General features: G+C 51.6%; 9 protein-coding genes. 7 read left to right on the forward strand and 2 right to left on the reverse strand.

Features of this window, described 5'->3' with window-relative positions; all coding sequences use genetic code 11:
- The first annotated feature begins 20 nt into the window (after nucleotides 1-20).
- Nucleotides 21-1583: an FAD-dependent oxidoreductase gene (locus tag ABD796_RS31200; protein ID WP_344915931.1), complete on the forward strand. Its 1563-nt coding sequence runs from the start codon at nucleotides 21-23 to the stop codon at nucleotides 1581-1583.
- 61 nt (nucleotides 1584-1644) lie between these two features.
- On the opposite strand, the gene ABD796_RS31205 is transcribed toward ABD796_RS31200, so the two are convergent.
- Both ABD796_RS31205 and ABD796_RS31210 read right to left on the reverse strand, forming a co-directional pair.
- Nucleotides 1645-1896, reverse strand: coding sequence for a hypothetical protein (locus tag ABD796_RS31205; protein ID WP_344915849.1), 252 nt, complete (start codon nucleotides 1894-1896; stop codon nucleotides 1645-1647).
- A gap of 401 nt (nucleotides 1897-2297) precedes the next feature.
- The gene (locus tag ABD796_RS31210; RefSeq protein WP_344915851.1) at nucleotides 2298-2588 is read right to left on the reverse strand and encodes a hypothetical protein; all 291 of its coding nucleotides are present in this window, start codon (nucleotides 2586-2588) and stop codon (nucleotides 2298-2300) included.
- Nucleotides 2589-3543: 955 nt separating this feature from the next.
- On the opposite strand from ABD796_RS31210, the gene ABD796_RS31215 reads away from it, so the two are divergent.
- The 6 genes from ABD796_RS31215 to ABD796_RS31240 all read left to right on the forward strand — a co-directional run bounded on the left by ABD796_RS31215 (nucleotide 3544) and on the right by ABD796_RS31240 (nucleotide 14546).
- On the forward strand, nucleotides 3544-4857 hold the full coding sequence (locus ABD796_RS31215) for an ABC transporter substrate-binding protein (RefSeq protein WP_344915853.1): 1314 nt from the start codon (nucleotides 3544-3546) through the stop codon (nucleotides 4855-4857).
- 296 nt (nucleotides 4858-5153) lie between these two features.
- Nucleotides 5154-8840 (forward strand): hypothetical protein, encoded by a 3687-nt coding sequence (locus ABD796_RS31220; protein WP_344915855.1) that lies wholly within the window; start codon nucleotides 5154-5156, stop codon nucleotides 8838-8840.
- A 387-nt stretch (nucleotides 8841-9227) separates the two neighbouring features.
- The gene (locus ABD796_RS31225) at nucleotides 9228-10070 is read left to right on the forward strand and encodes an AraC family transcriptional regulator (protein ID WP_344915857.1); all 843 of its coding nucleotides are present in this window, start codon (nucleotides 9228-9230) and stop codon (nucleotides 10068-10070) included.
- 586 nt (nucleotides 10071-10656) lie between these two features.
- Nucleotides 10657-10956, forward strand: coding sequence for a hypothetical protein (locus ABD796_RS31230; protein WP_344915859.1), 300 nt, complete (start codon nucleotides 10657-10659; stop codon nucleotides 10954-10956).
- 143 nt (nucleotides 10957-11099) lie between these two features.
- Complete coding sequence (locus ABD796_RS31235) at nucleotides 11100-12398, forward strand: ABC transporter substrate-binding protein (protein WP_344915861.1); 1299 nt, start codon at nucleotides 11100-11102, stop codon at nucleotides 12396-12398.
- Between the two features lie 135 nt (nucleotides 12399-12533).
- Nucleotides 12534-14546, forward strand: coding sequence for a glycosyl hydrolase family 28-related protein (locus tag ABD796_RS31240; protein ID WP_344915863.1), 2013 nt, complete (start codon nucleotides 12534-12536; stop codon nucleotides 14544-14546).
- Nucleotides 14547-14636: the final 90 nt, after the last annotated feature.

Genomic DNA, 14636 nt, shown 5'->3' on the forward strand with positions numbered 1-14636 from the left:
CAGTGAAGGACAACAATAAAATAGGCTCTGAGTTGCGGGCGGATCTCGTCATAATCGGCGGGGGAACAGGAGGATGCGCGGCTGCGTTAGCTGCCTGCCGCACCGGCAAAACTGTCGTGATGACCGAGGAGACGGAATGGATCGGCGGTCAACTGACCAGCCAGGCCGTTCCGCCCGACGAGCACCGTTGGATCGAAGCGCGCGGATGCACGCGAAGCTACCGGGCATTTCGGGAGGGCGTGAGGAGCTATTACCGCACGAGATTTCCGCTTACTGCCGATGCCCGGCTGAATCCGCTGCTTAATCCCGGCAGCGCGATTGTCAGCCCGATCAGCCACGAGCCCCGGGCGGCGCTCGCGGTGCTGCTGGAGATGCTGGCGCCCTATATCCACAGCGGCCGCTTGATCATTTTATATCACACACGCATCGAGTCGGCGGAAACGGACGGGGATGCCGTTCGGGCCGTTGCCGTTGTCGATACCGGGAGTGGGGAGCGGACCGTGCTGACTGCTCCGTATATGCTCGACGCAACCGACTGTGGAGACGTGCTGCCGCTCGCCGGCATCGAGTATGTGACGGGAGCCGAGTCGAAGCGCGACACGGGCGAAGCGCACGCAGTGGACGGACCGGCGCGGCCGATGGATATGCAAGCCTTCACTTATTGCTATGTGCTGGATTATTGGAACGGGGAAGACCATACGATCGACAAACCGAAGGACTATGCGTTTTGGCGTTCGTACAAGGCAGACTTTTGGCCGAATGAGCTGCTGAATTGGACCGGCGTTAGGCCGGATACGCTGGAGCCGCGGCAATATGCGCTGTTTCGGGGACAAGGACTGTTTCCGCTATGGGAATACCGGCGCATCGTGGATGCGAGACTGTTCGAGCCGGGGACGTTCGGCAGCGACATGACGGTTGTCAACTGGCCGCAAAACGATTATTGGCTCGGCTCTGTCATCGACGTTCCCGAGAAAGAGCGTCAACGGCATCTCGAGGGGGCGAAGCAGCTCAGCCTGTCGCTGCTGTACTGGATGCAGACGGAAGCGCCTCGTCCTGACGGAGGCATCGGTTACCCCGGCTTGCGCCACCGCCGGGATGCCGTAGGAACGAAGGATGGACTGGCCATGTCCCCGTACATACGGGAGTCCCGCCGCATCCGGGCGGCATTTACGGTGCTGGAGCAGCACGTCAGTGCGGCAGAGCATCCTGACGGCCGCGCCGAGCTGTTTCGGGACGCTGTCGGCATCGGCAGCTACCCGATCGATCTGCATCCGAGCAGCGGCAACCGTCCCTATATCGACGTCCCGAGCCTGCCATTTCAAATTCCACTTGGCAGCCTGATTCCGATCCGTATGCAAAATGTAATCCCGGCCTGCAAAAACATCGGAACTACGCACATTACGAACGGCTGCTACCGGCTGCACCCGGTCGAATGGAACATTGGCGAAAGCGCGGGGCTGCTTGTCTCATACTGTCTCGACCAGGGCTGTAAACCGCGAGACGTATATGAGCAGGCGGAAATGCTGGAGGATTTTCAAAGCCGGCTTGTCGCACAGGGGATTGAGCTGGCTTGGCCTGAGTAAACAAATCGCTTCCGGAACGGCTCATCGCCTTCGGAAGCGCTTTTTCTTGCATATCCCTTCGCTATACGCCGCTGTCGGTCAGCCAGTCGCCGACGGCCGTTACGATCTCCCACTTCAGATCGGCGCGCCCGCGCAAGGTGATCGCGCTGCCGGGAGCGGAGCTGGCGATAAACGATTTGGCCCCGTCCGGCGTCAGCAGGTCGCCGCTGCCCGCCGTCTGCAGCTTCATCTGAAAAGCGGTATCGACAATAAAGGTATACTGGATCTCTGCCTTCGCAACCGGCAGCGTCATCAAGTTCTTGTCAAAACTCAATGACAAGAACTTTATCCCATTCCCGAAATTGACAAGAACATTATAATATCTTAGGAGCGGAACTATAAAATATGCTAACGTTATGTCTTGGAACGGTTCCAGTGGATATGGTTACAACAATCACGAAGTATGGGTCGATTGGATTCCAATGAGCGGAGATAGCGGAGGTGTTGTATTAGCCAATTACAGGTGGGATAACAGTAAACAAAGCTGGTTATTTAGCCTAGCAGGGACAGTCACGGCGGAAATCACAATATCGGGCAGTAACGTCATTGTTGGCGGAACTTACGGGAATTATGCTCCAGTATGGGCCACTTATCAAGATCTTAACCTATGGGCTGTTGAACTGGTCATGTAGTCGGGGCGCACTGGATCAAAAAGTAGGTCCAGTGCGCCTTATTTCATTTTATTGTAACTTTCTTTTTATCCGTTGTTAATTGATACGGTTCTCCATTTAAAACGGAAATATCAGCGATTTCTTCTACATAGTAAATTCCGGGTTCCTTAAAAATGTAACTGAACTTCTCTTCTATGGTTCCGCTGGCTTCCACGGTAGTATCTTTCATAACAGATGGTCGTTTAGATGTATTTGGTTGCTTTCCATTAATGTCAAACACCAAAAATTTAAATACTGTAATGCCATGTTGAATCACGTGAGTTTGGTCAGTTATATTTTTAATCACTGCTACCACGGACAATTCTTCGTTTATGCCGATAGTATCCGCTGATTCGATTTTTACAGAAAACGGAAACTGCTAGTTGTTCTAGGCGAAGGTGCCGAAATTCGACTCCTTCAATAAAATCTATAAGGATTACTTTAGTCAACCATATCCCGCAAGAACGATATTCCCTGCAAATATGGGTCCAGTTATGGTGCAAATGGACGCAATAGCTATTATTTCGTAGTTATTTTCTTTGCAGCGATAAACTAACGGAGACGATAGCTCAATCGTTACACTACGGCAGCCGGCCAAAATGTTCGGCTGCCGTTGTTGCGCTAACGGGCAGTACCTATTAACACGAACGCTCGCTGTTCCGCTGAATTGGACTTCCGACTCGTTCGTTTCCACGTATCCTTGTACCGGCTCGTCGAAGTGGAGTCGGCTTAACCACCAGCATTTCCGATAACGGGGACATTTTCGGCAAAGAACGCTGTGTGAGCGACACAAGGACGCCACAGATCTTTTTGATCAAACGGTGACCGCTGGGCTATCCAATTTGCCAAACATGCTCAGGACGAAGAGTTCAGCGATCACACAAGATAACAATTACAGCAAGGTTCGCCTGGAAAACGGACAATGGAAGGTAGGAATCAAAATCGATGAAATGGTACCCTATTAGAGGGTTCAAAAAAAGTGAAAATTGAAAAAAACAAGTTAAGGGGGAGCAGCATGTTAAAACGTTCAATTGGTTTGTTCTGCCGAATTGCTTTGCAAGGGGAGAAGCGGCGGGTACGGCAGTGGCTTTTTTGACCGGGCAGGGGAAATCGTTCAGCCAGAGAGGGCGGGCGGCAAGTGCGAATGGCGGCCCGTGATTCGTTTACGGGTTTATGTGATTATGTGAGCATGTAATGGATCGATTTTAGATGGGGGAAAGCCGCGTTGATAATAAGTACAGAGAGGATGAACTGTTTTGGATAGAAAGAGAATGTTGAAGTTGTTAATGCTTACGACAGCGGGAGTCGGTATTTTGGCCGGGTGCGGCGGGGGGCAAGACGGCAAATCCGGTCAAGCCGGGGAGTCGGCGGCGAAGGCTTGGGAAAAACCGAAGGAGCCTGTTACTATTAGCTTCTATTTGCCGTACGCAGGTGATACGGCTACGTTCATGGAGCAGTATGGCAATTCGATCGCCAAGAAATTTCCGCATGTTAATTTAAAAGTCATCAATTCCCCGGATACGAACGTGGCGGGCAATCTGTCCAACTTGCTCGCTTCGCAAGAGCCGATCGATATTTTCCTGAATGGTGATACGAACCATTACCGATACATTACGCCGTTTAAGTTTCAGTACGACATGACGGACATGATCAAGAGAAGCGGCTATGATCTGAATCGTCTCGAGCCTAGTACGCTAGAGGCTGTGAAAGCCCTCTCACCGAATGACGAAATTTATGCTTTGCCTTTGCGGATGAATGTAATGTCCCTTTTGTATAATAAAGACATTTTCGATAAATTCGCTGTTCCTTATCCAACGGACGGAATGACATGGGACCAAGCTTACGAGCTTGCGAAGCGAGTCACTCGGAAAGACGGAGAAACGCAGTATAGAGGCTTTATTACGCAGTCTTACAGCATCGCTTGGCAGAACCAAATGTCTCTCGGATTTGCCGATCCAAAAACGGATAAGCCGTTATTTTCTTCCGATGAGCGTTGGTCGCAGTATGTCAAAAATATTAACCGTTTCTACGAAATTCCAGGCAATGCCTTGTTGGAAAGCAGCTTCGGCGGAATCAACAACCTGTTCTATACTTCAAAAGTAGCGGCTATGTATGCCGCCTCGATTCCCGGAACACCGCAACAAGTGAATTGGGATTTGGTCACCTTGCCGGAATTCGGCAATCTTCGCGGTATCGGTTCGCAGGCTTCGCTGAACTTGGCTTATATACCAAGCATCAGTAAACATAAGGAGCAAGCTTTTGAAATCATCGCTTACATGACCAGCGACGAATATCAAACCGAGAGTGCCAAAAAAGCGCTGGGACTGCCGGTCATCAAAACGCAATCGGCAAAAGAAGCTTTCGGGCAAGACAATCCGAATCTGGCAGGGAAAAACCTGAAGGCCTTGACGAAAAACAAACCGGCTGCCCCATTCCAGCAATCGCCTTATCAAGCGATTACGAACAACCAGCTTGAAAAGCTCTGGTATCAACTCGGCAAAGGCGAGCTTGACATTAATACAACTTTGCGGATGGCTGATGAAAATGCCGTGAAGGAGATTGAGAAGCTGAAATCCGGTCAGTAATATCCAAACTTGGTTGTGGTTCCTTTTATTTTTATATTTGGGAACCACTAATTTGTCCAATTGTTTATCGATGAAATCATCGAAGCCGGCCGTTCCGGCGCTTTGTACGATTTGCCGGTTCCGCCGTATTTTCTGCAAGCGCTTTATTAATCTATAACAACCGATTTTATCGAATTTGGACTGTCACGGATTTGACACCCCGTACGCAATCCGCAACGTTCGCCGCTGCCGTGAATATCCAGCACTTGCACTCGGGGCCGACCAACCAATCTTCCAAAGAAACGGGGTATTGAGAATTGAAAGGAAAAAGGAAACCGTCGTTAGCGCTTCTGCTGTCATTCATCGTCTTCTTATCCGCCGCAACGTGGATCGCCCCGCTGCCGGCCTATGCCGCGATCGCCAATCTGACCTTGGCTAATCCGGGCTTCGAGCAGCCGCTTGTAAACGGCAAAATACCGGGATGGACTTCCTTTTTCGACGAAACGGGAACCGACTTCCGCTACGAATGGACAGACACGAAGAGCGCATCCGGCTCGTACAGCTTGAAAATAGCGGATTCCCGCCGAGACAAATCGGTCGCCGTCATTAGCGATCGGCTGAACGTCGTCCCCGGAGTCGCTTATACGGGCAGAGCGAAGATGCTGCTCGAGTACGGAAGCACCGCCAGCTTGAACTTGCGCTTCTATGATGCAAGCGACAAGCAGATCGCCGAGGCGCCGGTTCACAACGAAACGTCCAACGGCTTTCCGATCAATCAGTGGAAGGAAACTTCGACACCCGCACTCGTCGCTCCCTCGAACGCCAAGTACGCCAAATTGATGGCGTACACGACGACCTACGCGATCGGCGTCGCCTATTACGACGATATGTCCATTACATACGAAATCAACGATATGCCGGCCGTGCTGGGACTTGTCGGCCCTTCGTCGGTTGTGCCGGGCCAGTCGCTCTCCGTTATGCTGCGCGCAACGGAAGTGAACAATCTCGCGAAAGCGAGCGCCCATCTGTTCTATGACCGGCAGAAGCTGCGATTCGCGGAAGTACAGGCGGCCGGTGCTTTCGCCAATGCGGGCGCTTCCGTCAATCCATCCGTGCTGGACGGTGCGCTCGTAATCGATGCCGTTCAACCGGCTGACGTGAAGCTGAATGCCGACACGGATATCGCCGTAGTCCGGTTCGAAGTGATCGGCGACAGCGGCGACACGTGGATCGGAATCGGCAAGGAGTCCGTCCTTAACGACACCCATCCGGTTGCGCGGGACCGGGTTTCCCTCATGACGATCGGCACCGGGCATTGGCCCGCCTTGTCCGATAAAGTGTTCGGCGCTCCGGAGAACCTTGGCGCTCCGATCGCGGATACGATCGGGCTCTTCGACGGAACCGCCGGCAAGGAAGACGGCCACAACGTCATGTACACGACCGTCAAAGGCATTCCGCAAATGTTCCATATAATCGATATCGACGACTACAAGCTGGTTCGCAGCATTCCGCTCGACGATGCGGGGGACGTTTGGAGCCATCGGGTCGCTCCGGACGGAACGGTCTATATCGCCGCCGGCGGACAACTGTGGGCTTATTCGCCCGTTACGAAGCAGGCGCGCAAAGCATTCACCTTTCCCGAGGAGAATGTGTTCTGGGCGATCGATATCGATGCGGCGGGGAAGGTGTACATCGCCACGGGACCGGGCGGCAAAGTGCTCCACTACGATCCCGTCACGCAGCAGGGAAGAGACTACGGCAGACTGATGGGCTTGATCGGCCAAGAATACGCCAGATCGATCGCCTACAGCAACGGCTACGTGTACGTCGGCACATCGCTTGCCAAAATCTATAAGCTGAACGTGGACACCGGCGAGAAGGTCGAGATCGGCGCTTCCTTGAATGAAGCGGGATACTGCTACGATATGGACGTCGTCGACGACAAATTCGTCATCGCCCGGTTCGACACGTCCCAGAAACGGTACATTTACAACATCGAAACCGGCCAGTGGCTCGACCTCGTCATCGAGAACAGCTCTTCCGGATTGCACATCGCCAAGCAGTCGCTGAACGGCAAAGTCTATTTTCCGGCCGACAAAAAAATCAAAACGTTCGACGTCAACACGCATGCAATCGAGGATTCCGGTATGTGGTTCAGCACCGCGTTCCGGGGTGCGGATTGGGTCGAGGTCGACGATCCGGATTTGCCCGGCAAAAGCATAGCGAGCATGGACTTCAGCGGGGGCGTTCATTTCTTCAACCCGCAGACTACCAAGGTAAAGTCTTATCCGAACCTGCTGCCTCCTTCGCCGTCCATTACCCATACTTTCGAAAAAGGACCGAACGGCAAAATTTACATTTCGGGGATACAGGCGTCAAGAGCGGCCGAATATGACGTCTACACCGGGCAAACGAAGCTGCTCAGCATGGGACAGGCGGGGAGCATTACGCCTTACGGGGGCAAAATGTATTTCGGCTCTTACCCGAAAGCACTGTTCCGGGTTTACGATCCGGCCGTCGAGCCGAGCGGCACGAATCCGAGAACGTTGTTCAATTTCGGCGATGAGCAGGACCGGCCGGGCCAAAGTGTCGTCGGCGGCAATAAAATTTATATCGGTTCGATTCCCGACTACGGGCAGCTTGGCGGGGCCATTACCGTCTACGATCCTGCAGTAACCGATCCGGCCCAGTCTTACAAGGTCAACCGGAACATCGTTCAGGATCAAAGTATGATCTCGCTCGCATACAAGGACGGCAAAATTTACGGATCGACATCGATCAACGGAGGACTCAGCTCCCAGCCGACGACCGAAGAAGCGAAGCTGTTCGTATGGGACGCGGCAACGGCTCGGAAAGTAACGGAATTCAAACTGGATATTCCGGGACTGAATAAACCGCCGGCGATCGGGGGATTGAGCATCGGGCCGGACGGCTTGCTGTGGGGCGGCGTGAACGGCTACATTTTCGCGATCGAACCGGGCAATCTGAAAGTGATCAAATCGAAAAACGTATTCCCGCAGGACGGCAGCTGGGGGCAATGGGGCTCCTACAAAACCGAATGGACGGAGGACGGCCTCCTGTATGCGGTGCTCGGCCGCCGGCTGGCGGTTATCGATCCGATTACGCTGGAATCCCGCTATTTCGGCGATTCCGAGGCATTCGCGCTCGGCGAAGACGGCAACCTGTATTATTCGCCCTATGGGAATAAAACGCTCATGCACAAAATTACGGTTCGCAATGCGGACTCCGAAACTCCCCGCTCCGAAGCGGTCATAACGCCGCAGCCGAACGAATACGGCTGGCTGAACACGGACGCAGTCGTCCGGATTACGGCGACGGACGGAACGGCAGGCAGCGGAGTGGTGAGTGTAACGTATTCCACATACGGAGTTCAGCCCCTCGCTCCTGTTACGGTACGAGGCCATGCAGCCGCAATCGCTATTACGACCGAGGGAGTTACAACCGTTACTTACGGGGCGACGGACCTCGCGGGCAATGCAGAGCCGGCGCATACTTTGGCAATACGGCTGGATAAGACGGCCCCGCAAATCCGTTCTGCTGGGGCAGGCACATACACGGTTGACCAAGTAGCGTCGATTAGCTGTACGGCGACGGATTTCGGTTCGGGTCTCGCTGCCGATCCTTGTACGGCGCCCTTGATGCAGCAGCCCGTCTATATGCTTGACCCGGGTGTCCACAAGCTGAACGTGCAAGCGAAAGATAAAGCCGGCAATACGGCATCCGCCGAATTCGCCTTTACCGTCGCCGTTACATACGACAGCGTGTGCAAGCTGGCCGAGCAGTTTTCCTCCTCGCACCTTGATTGGGTCGAGAAATCGCTGTGCGCCCAGCTGAAGGTCGCGCAGAAAGCACAGGAAAACGGAAACGAGAACGCGAAGAAAGCCGTAATGAAAGCGTTCGCGCTTGAAGTGAAGGCGCTTGCCGGGAAGGCGTTCACGCAGGAGAAGGCGGATATTTTGATCCGGCTGGCAGGGTATTTGTAACGGAGCGGTAAACAAATCGAAGAGAAAAAGGCCGGTTGTTTCCAATCCGGCCCTTTTCCTGTCCATACCGATTTATTTAGGAGTATTGTTTTATCACGGAAAGACGGTCACGACTTCGTCCAATGGTTCTGAGGATCGTTGTTATGTTTGCATGAAACACTCGGACGGGAGCTACTTTTGGAACCAATTTGCCGGACCCACTTGAACGGACATGGAATCCTTGATTGGGCTCATTGAAAAAGCGTGTGTCGCAGCCGTATTCGGCTAAGCATACGCTTTTTTGATTGCTTCCGGCAAGAACCTGATATAATAAATCTATAGACGGCTTCGCTTGTGAATTTCTGAAAACGCTTTATCCAAATGCAGTATTGAACGAGGAGGATGCGCATGAATCGACTTATCCCGTTTCCATTCTTCAAACAGTATAACTATCGTTTTGATATTCCGTACAAGTTCGAGTTCGACGTCCACCCGCAATATGAAATTTATTACTTTCACAGTGGCGTATGCAATTATGTGATAGGCGATCAAGTTTACGATTTGCAGCCCGGCGATATGATTATCATGCATGGCATGACGAGACATCAGCCCAAGGTTGACGATCTGCGGGAGTATGTTCGTTCCATGATTTCGTTCGAGCCATCCATTATCCAAATGTTTGAACAACAGGTCCGTTCGCTCAATCCGCTATCTCCATTCGAGAAACTGAAAAACTTTCATATTCGTCTTAATAAACAATCCCAATCAGAGGTCGAGGATATTTTAAGCCGCATCGACTGTTTTTATGGTAAAGAGGATATTGTATGCTACCACCGTTTTTTAACGGCATTTTACGACCTGCTGCTATTCATCTACGACAAGTGCCGAAGTGCAATGGAAGAGTGCAGATCAGTATCTTCTAGTAAAGAATGGAATGTGCAAAGAATTGTCGCCTACATCGAAAATCGGTTTATGGACGAAATCAATTTGGATCAGATGGCTAAGGAATTGCATATGAGCAAATACTATGTATCCAAATTATTTCGCAGCGTAACCGGCATGACGATATTCGATTTTATTATCCAACGCCGAATCAACGAGGCGAGAATATTGATTTTGCTCGGCGGACCATTATCCGTTACGGATGTATGTTATCAGGTCGGCTTTAAAAACCCTACGCATTTTAGCCGACGTTTCAAAGAGCAGATTGGGCTGTCGCCAGCACAATTCCGCAAAAAGGTAGGCTCGTAATCCATTTTTTTCAATCCATTCAAGAGCCAGGTTGCGGATCGGCGAAATCGAGTTAGCAAACAAGGATATATGCGACGCAGACGGTTGGATTTGATTCCAAAAAAAGATCGCTCTTCGGATGGCAAAGCGGTCAACTGAAGGGCGATCCAGTTAAAGTTCTCAACAATGGTGATGAGCGACATCAATGATCGAGTAGACAAGGAACAAGCTGAGGTTCATCTTGTTGATGATACGGCGAGCCGGTCGCGGGTTAGGTCGCGCCGCCCACGAGCTGCTGCAGGAGAAGGAGCGTTATATATAGCTTCGGATAGGTAAGTTCGTAGAAAAGCGGGATTTGCTAGCGTCCGATTTTTGTCGGGCCGGCCGATTGCAAAGTCTCGCTTTTTCCGGAAGCAGTACTAGGAGCGCCAATGGTAGCTGCTCGCATCGGTCTAATAGCTTGAAGCCGAGGAAGAGTATTAAAGGCAAGTGGAGTTTTTTGTACAGTGACAACAAGTTTAACCTGTAAAGAAACCTGATATGTTCAGTTTTTTTTATTTTCGGGAAAAACTTTCTGTCGCAAATTAATGACACAAAGATTACCCCTTTGAAGGAAATTAAGCAGTTCGTCAAGGATCTGTATTCGATTCCGGGAAACCGTCCCGACAAAATTGCCGAGGACCGCGCAGGCTTCATGCAGCAAAAGGTCGTCGCCATGCTGCCAAAGTCCGCCTACACCGTTCATGGGCGTGACCGGTCTGAACTTCAATATTCGCGCTTCCAGATAAGCGAGTTCTGCCCCAAGAGCGGAAGCAGCCACAATAGCCTTGTTCCTTTGTCGGCCTATCGACAAGGAGCAGGGCTATTTTTCCGTCCGGCTTGTGCAATTGAACAAAAAATTACTTAGTATCCGGCAAGATCATCCGTTGGGAGCGAGCGGTGCGATTGTTATGATAAATAGGGAGGAGGGCACAGATGTTGTCATTCACCGATGAAGTACAAAGAACGGCTGGAACAAAAAACTGAAGGGCGATAGGGGGAACGATGGTTTTGTTCAAAAAAAGCGCGGCCATTTTAGCAGGTTTTGCATTGCTGTTTGAAACCGCTTGCGGGAGCGGAGGCGGCGGGGGCGGCGCTTCGCCGGTCAAGCCGGAAGAGAAGCCGCCGGAGCCGGTGCAGCTAGTGATGCTGCAGGACGGGGCGACGATTACGGACGAGGAATTCGACAATTTCATCGCGGGTCCGGTTCATGCCAAATATCCGCATATTACGGTCACGATGCTCCGAAACACGAAGGGGAAGGACGGGCTCAGCAATATGATAGCGTCTGGCGATTTTCCCGACTTCATGCTGACCGTATATCCGTCAATCAAGGTGTTCAAAGAGCTCGGCACAGCTTACGATCTGAACGATCTGATCAAAAAGTACAATATGGATACCGGCAAGTTCGATCCAGCGGCCATGCAAACGTCACTTGTATATGGCGAAAGCGATCATTTGTTTGCGATTCCATTCTCTCTGAATTTCCTCGCGACGTTCTACAACAAAGATCTGTTCGACAGGTTCGGGGTCGGCTATCCAAAGGAAGGCATGACGTGGGAACAAGTCATCGGTTTGTCCAAAAGCTTCGGCAAAGTTATGGAAGGTGTTCAGTACAGGGGGCTCGGTGCGATCCCCAGCGCTGGAGAGTTGAACACCCAGCTTACGTTGCCGTATGTCAACAAAACTACGAACAAGGTAGAGATCACAACGGACGGTTGGAAACGGATCATGCAGCTCATCCAGTCCGTGAACGATGTGCCCGGCAACAAGGGCGCCATTCTGGATCATTTCCTCAAGGATCAGACACTGGCGATGGTGGCTAGCTACGACGCCAGATTCGCCGCCTTGGAGAAGCTGCACGGTACGCCGAACCAGTTCAACTGGGACGTGACCCAGTTCCCAAGTCAAGCCGACCGGCCGAATACGAGTCTCACTTCGTCGGGTCACTTCCTGCTCGTTTCGTCGTTGAGCAAGCAGAAGGAAGCGGCGTTTCAGGCCATCCAGGTGGTGACCGGGGAAGAAGTGCAGAAGAAAACGACCGCGAGCGGAAGGTTTACCTCTCTTAAAGATGAAAATATTAAGGCGCTGTACGGCAAAAACATGAAGTCGATGGAAGGGAAAAATATTAAAGCCGTATTCAAAAGCGCTTTCGCGTCTCCCTTTACGCCGACGAAGTACGATGCGTTGGTCACTGTCCGTCTAAACGAAGCGGTCAAAAAAGTGATCAACGGTGAAACGGACGTCAACAGCGCTCTTCGCGAAGCGGAGGAAGCGGCGAGCAAAGACATTGCGGCCCAGCCGAAGTAACGACGGAGCGTAAAACGCAGCAGAAGGTACCGGAAGACAGGGACAGGCGTCTCCTGTCTTTCGCCCGACGTCCATACATACGTTTGTTGAATTCGATGAAATGTTTGCATGTTTACAAACATAGGAGGTAGGAAGATGAAGAAAACATTCAGCCGTAGACAAATGCTGGCTACGATCGGCATGGCTGGCGCTTCTCTCGCAGGCAGCGCCTTTTTGACTAATGTAACGGGGCATGCAAACGGACCTGTCACCTCTGTAACGGGAGATACGTATGGCGCCGGCCTGCCGAAAAATGGGAACAAGCCTGTTACTTCGCATGAACTGGATACCATCCTGCAAGCGTATACAGAAACGGATTGGGTCCATATCCGTGATATTGGCTGCGCGGGAGACGGCATCACGAACTGTTCCCCTGGCCTGATCGCCTGGCTTGCCGGTGTGCAAGATCATGCAACCCTTTACATTCCTGCAGGGACGTATGTATTTGCAGGCAATGTGACGATCCCCGGAACGGTTCGTCTGTTGTTTGACCATGGAGCCTGTTTCGCACCAGATGCCCAGACGACGCTAACGATCCATGCTGGGGTAACGGCCGGTTTGTATGCCATTTTTGCCGGAGCTGGACATGTGATCGGCTCTATGGGGGCGGAGCACGTGTATCCCCAATGGTGGGGAGCGCAAGCAGACGGCGTTCATGATGATGCAGCGGCGATCAATGCGGCCATTACCGCGGTATGGCAAAGCGGCGGCGGAACCGTCTTTCTTGCCGAGGGCACCTATCTGCTTGCATCCCCGCAAGGTCATGCCGATGCATTGATTATTCCACGCAGCAATGTCAATTTGATTGGCCAGAGCCACTTCTCCGTGTTGAAAGCTGCCGACCATTTAAATGACGGACGTCGATATGGATGGAATATGATCTTCCCGGTCCAAAACGGAGATCCTGTAAACAACGTAACATTCCGCAACTTTAAAATCGATTGCAACGGACAAAACAATCTCGAGGTCGAAACAAAATCGCACAAAAACGCCGCCATAGGCATTCCGGTCGGGAGCAATATTGTCGTCGATCATGTCGTCGTGGTGAATAACGCCGGACGTCAATGCTTTATGTTTGGCAGCAACCACAACCCGGTTACGATTCGCAACCTGACCATTCAAAATTGTTTGTTCGACACAGTCGCAACTGCTGTTCCCGGCAATGTCCTCCAGAACGATCATAGCGCGATTTATGCACAGGCTAACGTCTGCGTCATTGCCAACAATCAGTTCCTGAACCCGGTGAAGGATCAAGTCGCCACCGCAATGGAAATTCACTGCTTGAATGCTCTTGTATACGGAAACGTCGTTCAAAACTATGGAAAAGGATTCAATATCGTGGCAACAGTCAATGATCAGGTAAACACGATATACAGCCACAACGTGGTCAATGGATGCAACTACGCGATCGAGGTGTGGTGCCACGCGAACTTTACAATGGACCGGGTCCAGGTCATCGACAACGTATTTGAGCAGTCCATCTCGTTCCTTCCGATTATCAATATTAGTACGCAAACGAAGACGAAAGTGACATCGATGACCATTCGCGGCAATTCCTTTGTATCCACAGAAGCGGCATCGACGAACCGAGGTTCCGGTATTATGGTCGGCAAAGTGGAGCAGTTGGACGTTTCCCACAATAGATTTCAATATTTGGCAGGACGGGCCATTGAGCTTGCCATTATTGAACCGAACTTGACCTCGCTGCGATTCGATCACAATGAAATTATCGATTGCTGCCGCACACAAAATCAGGCTTACAAGGGCGCGATTTCCTTAAACAGCCTGAACAAATTGAAAGCGCTTCGCATCTCGAACAACTGGATTGAAAATTCGAGCGTTGGGCAGATGAGAGAAGGTATCCGATGCAATGCTCATCTTGGTCAAGCCGAAATCACACACAATACGATTTTGAATACGGCGGTGCCAATCATGTGGGAAGACACCGCCCAAATTGACTATCTCTGGATCGACCATGTCGGTACTGGAACGCCAGAAAATGCGGTACGGGCATCCGTTCCGAGCCGTTGGATCGATAAAAGCACAGGAACTGCATGGACGAAACAGCTGGGCGGAAACTTGAAAACAGGATGGAGCGCCTCCTCCTAGCTGTCGATTGAACCCCGTATATTACCACCACATGTAAGTTTCATAGCTCGGCCAAAATACAAAAAGCTGGCTTCGGTTACATCCCGAATC

Origin of the sequence: Paenibacillus hodogayensis (genome assembly GCF_039536325.1) — a bacterium.
Lineage (GTDB): Bacteria > Bacillota > Bacilli > Paenibacillales > NBRC-103111 > Paenibacillus_AB > Paenibacillus_AB hodogayensis.

Bases quoted from the DNA above. Each gene is read 5' to 3' on its own strand.
- ABD796_RS31215 (WP_344915853.1), top strand. From the start codon at position 3,544: ATGTTGAAGTTGTTAATGCTTACGACAGCGGGAGTCGGTATTTTGGCC.
- ABD796_RS31225 (WP_344915857.1), top strand. From the start codon at position 9,228: ATGAATCGACTTATCCCGTTTCCATTCTTCAAACAGTATAACTATCGT.
- ABD796_RS31240 (WP_344915863.1), top strand. From the start codon at position 12,534: ATGAAGAAAACATTCAGCCGTAGACAAATGCTGGCTACGATCGGCATG.